Origin of the sequence: Lactobacillus sp. ESL0228 (assembly GCF_003692825.1) — a bacterium.
GTDB lineage: Bacteria > Bacillota > Bacilli > Lactobacillales > Lactobacillaceae > Lactobacillus.
Genome location: NZ_REHJ01000002.1, coordinates 58,446 through 65,845 on the forward strand (window position 1 = coordinate 58,446; position 7,400 = coordinate 65,845).

Below are 7,400 nucleotides of genomic sequence, written 5' to 3' on the forward strand. Positions count from 1 at the left end.
GGTCTGCCAGTTTCGCATTATCACTGGCTCACTGAAAGAGATAAATTATTTACTCGTCTTTTTCATTGCATTTTATCTAATTTATATTTAATAATATTTTTAACAAAAAATCAAGTAAAAGTTAAGACGAGAGAGTAAAGCTAACTAAAAATACTTCGTCTGTTATAATGTATTGGACTACATATTCGAGGAGAATTTTATGGTTGGATTTTATCTTATGTTAGATGCGATATTGTTCGGTTATACTTGTTATAGTTGGTATTGGCAAGCAAGTATTGACTTAAAGGGACAGTATCGGATATCTTCAGTTGTTTGGGCTATTATTTTTATATGGGTTGGTTTTACTTGGCAGCTAATTGAAAAAAGTGACCAAGGCTTAGGGATTTTTTTGGCAATTTTTTTAATTATGGCGATCATTGACGGTTATACAGGTTTTGCACCAAATAAAGTAGTTGTATCGGGCTACTTTCGTCGAACAGTTGCTTATTCGGATATAATGCTTGTAACTTTAATTAGGGTACCGAATCCGAGAAAACAGCAAGTGATTTGTATTCTGACAACACAGCAGAACCGCCAATACTATTTGCGTTTTTCACATGGGGTGGCGCAGATTGTTGAAGCTTTAAAACAGCATATCCATCATGACATTAAAATTGAAATTCAAGATATTATATAGAGCAACTATTCAAAAATAGTATGCTTTTTTGATTGTGTTTGAAATGAAAATTCCTGATTGAAATTTTACGTTATTTAGTAGACTAAATTTATTGTTTTGCTAACTTAACTATGTAAATAATCCCATAACTAAGTCTTAGTTATGGGATTATTGCTAAGTGGAATTTTTTGATTATAAAATCGGTGATAACATTCGTGAAAAACTTTGTAGTGTCTTAAGCCATCGCCCTTGTTGTGCAATCATTTGAGGTGTCAGTAAGTAAGAATTTTGCATATCTTCTTCAAAAGATTGTGCTACTTCACGAGCAAAATTTTTATCATAGAAAACGGCTATATCTTCAAAATTGAGGTCGTAAGAACGATAATCTTGATTCATTGACCCTACTGTAGCAAAGGTATCATCAACTACAATTGTTTTGGCATGAATGAATCCTTTAGTATAGATATAGATTTTGGTACCGTATCGTGATAGCTCGTTAGCGTACCACTGTGTTGCCCGATAAATGAAAGGATGGTCGGGTTTGCAAGGAATCATAATGCGCAAATCAATCCCAGACATAGCAATTGTCTGTAAAGTGGCAAACATTGCATCATCGGGAATCAGATAAGGTGTTTGCAGCCAGAGACGTTTTTTGGCTAGTGACATCAAACGCATAATTCCATTACGCATATTGGCATTGTAATGATCAGGACCATCGGAGACAATTTGCATTGCAACATCTCCTGGTCGAATTTCATTTTCATCTAAATTGGGAAAAAGTAAGGTGTTAAATGTGATTAGCTGTTTTTCCTTTTGAATAGAAGCATTCCAATCCATCACAAACCGCTCTTGTAAAAGTAAGGAAGCCGAACCAACGATTCGAACTTGGCTGTCTCGCCAATAGCCAAATTTTTTCTTACGACTCAAATACTGGTCTCCGATATTAAAACCGCCTGTCCAGGATGTCTTGCCGTCGATTACCACAATTTTGCGATGCAAATGATAATTGATTCGGTATCTAGTAATCATGTTGCGGGAAGTAATAAAAGGAAGAACTTCGCCACCAGCCTTGCGTAACTGATCAAACCAAGTTTTAGTAGCACCTAGTGATCCCCATGCGTCATAAAGAAGACGTACGCTAACTCCAGCCTTGGCTTTTTTAATTAGCAAATTAAGAAATTCATTACCAATTTCATCATTATAAAAGGTATAAAACTCAACGTTAACTGTCTGTCTTGCACGTTCAATATCGTGCATCATATCACGAAACATTGGTTCGCCATCTGTATATAGTTTAACATGGTTGTTTTTGCTTAACGGCGACTCACCCTTGTGATCAAAGAAGCGGACAACAATTTTAGCCTTGTTTGAAGTATCGGCTGTACTAGTCTTTTTTGGCGCTTTTGTGATTGATTTTTGTACATTGCGTAAGCCGATGTGATTTTGCTTATTGATTGCAAAAATATTTTCTTGTGAGATTCCTCGACCAAAAAAACCATAAATAGTTAGTCCAATAATGGGGAAAACTAATAAAATAATTAACCAAGCCCAAGTAGTTGAAACTGAACGGCGTCTGTGAAAGACGATGTAAAAAGATAAGATGGTATTAGTAATAATGAGTATCCAAAATACGTCCCGTAATAGACTCACTTAAGTCCTCCTGAATTATTTTTAAAACCAATAAATTTATTAACCATATTAATCACAAATGGATTATCATGCATCCAACTATGCTCAGCGTCCTTAGATCCACGAACTTCAACCTCATGATAAGATTTTGCATTGGGCGCTAAAATGTAACGAATACTTTTGGCCGAAATAACTGAAATAAATTTGTCACTGTTGGTGTTATCTAAAACGTTACCATAAATATTTAATACAGAAATATTGGGATTAAATTGTTTACGGTGAAATAGTAGATACAGATAATGTATGTTAATCACATTTGGCCGTCCATTGTGATTAAAGCCGTTAACATTGGGAATGTCGCCTAAATAAGTCACACCGTCAAATGGTCCTGCAATGAAGATGCACTTAGTTAAACGGGGAAAGTTTTTTTTGCGATATGTGCGCATTTCAGTCCGAACCACACATGGACACGCCAATGAATGTGCAACAGCGGTATAATGGGTAAAGTGATAATGTTTAGCTAAAAAAGGTAATACAAAACGTAAGTAGTAGTCAATTGCATAAACGCCAACAATTCGCTGACGAAAAACAACTTGAATAATGGGATTTTCATCACCGGTCCAAGTGCCTTCTAATTTAAAGTTACCTAGTAAATCAGCAGTAACTTTGAGGTAATTGGTGTCACCTTTTTCCTTTAAAGCTGTTTTAACCATAACGTTGGTTGTATAATCACCGCCACGGAAACCATGAAAATATATTATGGGTATTTGTTCAAAATTACCACGCTTTTTTTCAACAGTCGTCCTATCATCAATATGTTGCTTATGAAGACGCAAAAAAATACGTAGAGGTGCAATTGTCGCCAAAATTGCTAATGCTATCATATTGAATCGACTGGGATCTTTTGATAGATTGTGTTTGTGGTTTTTTTCCGCATCTTCTTTATATTTTTTTGTGTTGAAAAACATAATACCACCTTAATACTAGAGTTAGTTATATTTTAGCATTGCTGGCAAATTTTTTAAGAAAAGAGATACAAATGAAATTCTATGCAGTCAAAAAAGGTCGTCAACCAGGTGTTTATCGCACTTGGGAAGCGGCAAAAAAACAGGTTGATGGCTATCCCAACGCGGAATATAAGTCCTTTAAACAGGTAACAGATGCTACCGAATATTTGAATTGGGATAGAGCAACTGTTAATCAATTTTTTCAAAAGGATGAAACTTCATTAAAGCAGGCGATTGCCAAGATCCAGAATGAAAGCCAAACTATTTCAAAAATATCAAAGCAGCAATCAAATCCACCGCAAAGTAAAACAGCTCCCCGTTTTAGTAATTTGAATAAGTCGAGCGAATATTTTGCAACAATTTACACCGATGGAGGAACCCGCAATACTGGCAACTTTAAAGGCGGTCACGTGCGGGCAACTGATAAAGCAGCATGGGCTTATCTTATTGAGTGGCAGCAAGAAGGCAAGCAAATGTCAACTTATGATTCAAATGGTGAATTTGGTGCTACTAATAATAAGATGGAATTAACAGCCTTAATTGAAGCTCTAAAAAAGTTGCTTGAATTAGGTTTTAATAAGAAGCCATTATTATTTGTTCTTGATTCACAATATGTCTTAAATCCAATTATTAAAGGCTGGCTTAAGGGCTGGAAAAAGCGTGGTTGGCGCAAGAGTACTCCTGGTGAAATTGCAAACCTTGAATGTTGGCAGGAACTTGACAGATTGCTTGCACAATTTTTACAGCCTAAATTTGAATGGACTAAAGGACATGCCAATAATCGTGGCAATGAATTTGTTGATCGTACATTAAATAAGTTTATGGATCAGATGTGATACTGTTTGCCTTGCACTACAATTACTCATCCAAAAAGGTGACTAAAGAAATCACTGATATTGTGCCATAATTGTTCAAATAGATTTTGATTTTCGGGAGTATTGATTTTATCAAAAATCCCTTTGGCATTTTTTTCAATATTTTTCGAAAGTTCTCCAGCTTGATCCTTAAAGTGATTGTCTTTTAAGGCCCCAGAATTACGGATTTCAATTAGAATATTGATGATTTGCTGCTTTTGGTTGTCATTAATGACATTACCAAGATGGTTAATATTTATCTGGTTGTTAACGATATCGTGAATTTGACTATCAGAAACGTTATTACCAATTTTTCCCATTTCTTGTTTGGCACCCGCAACTGCATTGTTTAATTGGGCATCACTATAACCGTCTTTATTCTTGTTTTCTTTGGTAATTTTGCTCAGTGTTCCCATTTCATCTTGTGCTGCATTGACTTGATTTTGACTGAGCTCTTCGCCATGTTTACTGTAAGCCGCATAGACACCGGCTAAAGCGCCGGAGCCATCAATTGGAATAGCACTCGTAACGTAAATGTTGGCATCGGTAATTCCTGCGGTTAAAGCTGCATTTTTGTATTGGTCGGCTGTAATGGTTGTAATGTTATTATGGCCTTCGTAAGGAAGAATGCGGACATTGATTCCACTGCCTGCGCTGGTTTTTTGAATCATTGCACTTGACCAAACACCAGAATTGGTCGTGAAATTAGAGCCGGATGGATTAAGATACTTAACTAAATCGGAACCATTAATAGTTGTTGTTTGATAACTTGCACTATTAAGTGGCGCAATTAAAGTTTTGACTGTGCCACTACGCTGGTTGGCGGTTAGGGAGGTGCCTAGACTAACAATTGGTAAATTTTCAGCTCTAACTGATTGCTGAAAGCCATTAATGGTCAAAATGCTAAAGAATAACGTTACAATAATGGTTAGAATTGTTTTTGCTTTTTTCATAAATCAATAACTCCTTTTAATTAACCAATTATACTAAATACAAATGATAAAAGGATAATTATTGTATTGGTAGAAATCTATTTTATAGTATTTTTAAAATTCAAGAAAATTTAAGATGGTATAATAAATAATAAGGGAGGGGTGCTATGATTCAGCAACCTGAATTAACGGTCATTATGCCCGTTTACAACGTTGAAAAGTACATTGGGCGGGCACTTGATCATTTGGCTAAACAAGATAATCCTAACTTTAAGTTGTTAATTATTAATGATGGTTCAACCGATAATACAAGTAAAATAGCCGAAAGTTACCGTAGTCAGTTTCGATATTTAAAAATTATTAACAAGTCCAATGGTGGGCTGTCAGATGCACGCAATGTTGGTATTGCTCATGTTGATACACCATATTTCACTTTTCATGATGGTGATGATTGGGTTGATTCTGGTTATACGGCCTTTTTTGTGCAGGCATTTCATAATCATCCGGATGCAGCGATGGTATCATGTGGTTTTTGGCTAGATTATGAAAGCAGACATGGCTCTGTACCGGTAACCAAAAAAATTATTTGTGGCATGAAGAATAAATTGCGCAGCTATCAATTGATCAATAATCCGTTGGGCTCGCTATTTGATAATCATATTCTAGGAACACCGGTCAAAGGTTATACTTGGAATAAGGGTTATAAGCTCTCAGTTGTTAAACAAAATAAGCTACAGTTCATGGAAAACTTAGCTTTTATGGAAGATCAAATTTTTAATGTTCAATATCTATCATTAACTGAAGGCTTTTATTGTAATAGTCAACCGCTATATCACTATTGGCAGCGTAAAGACAGTATGGTACATAACTTTAATTTGAAGATGATTCCTGATAATTTTAAAGCGAATTATATAGTCGCTAAAACAATTGTTCAGAGTTTGTGGCAGGAACATAAGAAAAGCAATCTTTCTGAACAAAAACTGATTGATATTAGTGAGAGGAATCAGCGATGAGGGTACAAGTTAATGGTAACGAACTTTATTATAGTAAATTAGGTAGGGGAGAGCCGTTGCTGTTATTACATGGCCATCATTTGGATGGTGGGATGTTTGATCAGATAATAGCGCCGTTAGCCTTATACTATACTGTTTATGTACTCGATATGCGTGGGCATGGTCTAAGTCAGGGTGAAGTTGCGCAGCATTATCAATCTGAGGTTAATGATGTGGCTTCTTTCATTCGAAAAGTTAATATTCGTGGTTGCTATTGCTTTGGCTTTGATGCTGGTGGTCTTGTAGCAATGATGCTTGCAAGTCAAGACCAGGCAATTTTTAAAAAGTTAATGGTAGCAGGTGTTTTCGTTAATGGTAATGGAATTCGACCGTATCATTATTTAACGGAAGGTTGTCTTCGCTTTTTGCAGCTGAATCGCGAAAGTCGTGTTGAATTGACAGAAAGTTACCTGTCGGTTGACAGCTTAAAAGCAATTAAGATACCAACTTACTGTGTAGTTGGTGAAAAGGATTGGGTTAAAGTTGAGCATGTTCGCTGGTACAGCCAGTTAATCCCGCAAGGACAATTAATGATAATGCCCAGACAAAAGCATAACAGTTATGCAGTTAAAAGCTTTAAGTTGCTTGATTTAATGGAAACATTCTTTAAATAAATACTGATAGACTAAATATTATTTAAGTGTGGTAGTAAGTTATTATATTATTTTAAATCCAAATTATAGATAGGTGTTAAGCAAGGAGTTTAACGCTTTTTTATGCGCTTAATAGTTTATATTGAATAATAATCAAAAAGGCAGATATTGCCTTTTTTTGTTGCTTTTAAGCATAACAAAATCTTAATCTATTATTAATAACTACCGTTATCTAATATTTTATGTTTACTTTTTCTTAGCTTGTTTAACGCATTTTATTAATCGTTGTTTACTTAATTAGTAATTGCTAACCCCATGCTAGTAGCTAATTAACTTTAATTAAATCCAGCTTTTTCTAAGGTTTATTATTTTCTCAAATAACGATAATTATATATTACTTTTTTTTTTTTTTTTATATACTCTGTACGATCCCGCAAATTGATATATCATAAACTTAAGCGCATTTAGTAATAGCTTTTATTTCCTATTTACGACTATTTTTGAATTATATATTTCTTGTTTCGTATTTTTATAATTCAATTTGTTAGTCTAAACCTATGGCTATATACATTTATACTAACTGCGCTATTCAAAATACCAGTGCAATGTTGATACCACTATTTTAATATAGTTAATCGGTTTGCCAACTTTTGTAATAGTGATACTTTTTGCTTGTTC

At 34.8% G+C, this 7,400-nt stretch carries 7 protein-coding genes and 1 other annotated feature (1 of these 8 only partly in view); of the genes, 4 read left to right on the top strand and 3 right to left on the bottom strand.

Annotation, left to right across the window (positions count from 1 at the left end; translation table 11 throughout):
* Positions 1 to 75: a binding site (T-box leader), on the bottom strand (it extends 167 nt beyond the left edge of the window).
* Between the two features lie 124 nt (positions 76 to 199).
* A complete protein-coding gene (locus F5ESL0228_RS00565) occupies positions 200 to 676 on the top strand; it encodes a hypothetical protein (protein ID WP_122022518.1) in 477 nt (158 codons plus the stop codon).
* A 171-nt stretch (positions 677 to 847) separates the two neighbouring features.
* Here the strand turns inward: F5ESL0228_RS00565 and cls are convergent, their stop codons facing one another.
* Together cls and F5ESL0228_RS00575 are read right to left on the bottom strand one after the other, a co-directional pair.
* On the bottom strand, positions 848 to 2,305 hold the full coding sequence (gene cls, locus F5ESL0228_RS00570) for a cardiolipin synthase (RefSeq protein WP_122022519.1): 1,458 nt from the start codon (positions 2,303 to 2,305) through the stop codon (positions 848 to 850).
* Complete coding sequence (locus F5ESL0228_RS00575; protein WP_122022520.1) at positions 2,302 to 3,252, bottom strand: alpha/beta hydrolase; 951 nt, start codon at positions 3,250 to 3,252, stop codon at positions 2,302 to 2,304. The genes cls and F5ESL0228_RS00575 overlap by 4 nt, the downstream gene beginning before the upstream one ends.
* Positions 3,253 to 3,323: 71 nt before the next feature.
* Here F5ESL0228_RS00575 and F5ESL0228_RS00580 point away from each other — a divergent pair, with 71 nt between their 5' ends.
* The gene (locus F5ESL0228_RS00580) at positions 3,324 to 4,127 is read left to right on the top strand and encodes a ribonuclease H family protein (RefSeq protein ID WP_122022521.1); all 804 of its coding nucleotides are present in this window, start codon (positions 3,324 to 3,326) and stop codon (positions 4,125 to 4,127) included.
* 26 nt (positions 4,128 to 4,153) lie between these two features.
* On the opposite strand, the gene F5ESL0228_RS00585 is transcribed toward F5ESL0228_RS00580, so the two are convergent.
* A complete protein-coding gene (locus F5ESL0228_RS00585; RefSeq protein ID WP_122022522.1) occupies positions 4,154 to 5,098 on the bottom strand; it encodes a DUF1002 domain-containing protein in 945 nt (314 codons plus the stop codon).
* Between the two features lie 146 nt (positions 5,099 to 5,244).
* Between F5ESL0228_RS00585 and F5ESL0228_RS00590 the strand changes: the two genes are divergently transcribed.
* The gene (locus F5ESL0228_RS00590; protein ID WP_122017638.1) at positions 5,245 to 6,090 is read left to right on the top strand and encodes a glycosyltransferase family A protein; all 846 of its coding nucleotides are present in this window, start codon (positions 5,245 to 5,247) and stop codon (positions 6,088 to 6,090) included.
* Positions 6,087 to 6,743 (top strand): alpha/beta fold hydrolase, encoded by a 657-nt coding sequence (locus tag F5ESL0228_RS00595; RefSeq protein ID WP_122017639.1) that lies wholly within the window; start codon positions 6,087 to 6,089, stop codon positions 6,741 to 6,743. The genes F5ESL0228_RS00590 and F5ESL0228_RS00595 overlap by 4 nt, the downstream gene beginning before the upstream one ends.
* The last annotated feature ends 657 nt before the right edge of the window (positions 6,744 to 7,400 follow it).

Excerpts from the sequence above, each read along its gene's own strand:
- F5ESL0228_RS00575 (WP_122022520.1), bottom strand. The coding sequence starts at position 3,252 with ATGTTTTTCAACACAAAAAAATATAAAGAAGATGCGGAAAAAAACCAC.
- F5ESL0228_RS00585 (WP_122022522.1), bottom strand. The coding sequence starts at position 5,098 with ATGAAAAAAGCAAAAACAATTCTAACCATTATTGTAACGTTATTCTTT.
- F5ESL0228_RS00580 (WP_122022521.1), top strand. The coding sequence starts at position 3,324 with ATGAAATTCTATGCAGTCAAAAAAGGTCGTCAACCAGGTGTTTATCGC.
- F5ESL0228_RS00590 (WP_122017638.1), top strand. The coding sequence starts at position 5,245 with ATGATTCAGCAACCTGAATTAACGGTCATTATGCCCGTTTACAACGTT.
- F5ESL0228_RS00565 (WP_122022518.1), top strand. The coding sequence starts at position 200 with ATGGTTGGATTTTATCTTATGTTAGATGCGATATTGTTCGGTTATACT.
- F5ESL0228_RS00595 (WP_122017639.1), top strand. The coding sequence starts at position 6,087 with ATGAGGGTACAAGTTAATGGTAACGAACTTTATTATAGTAAATTAGGT.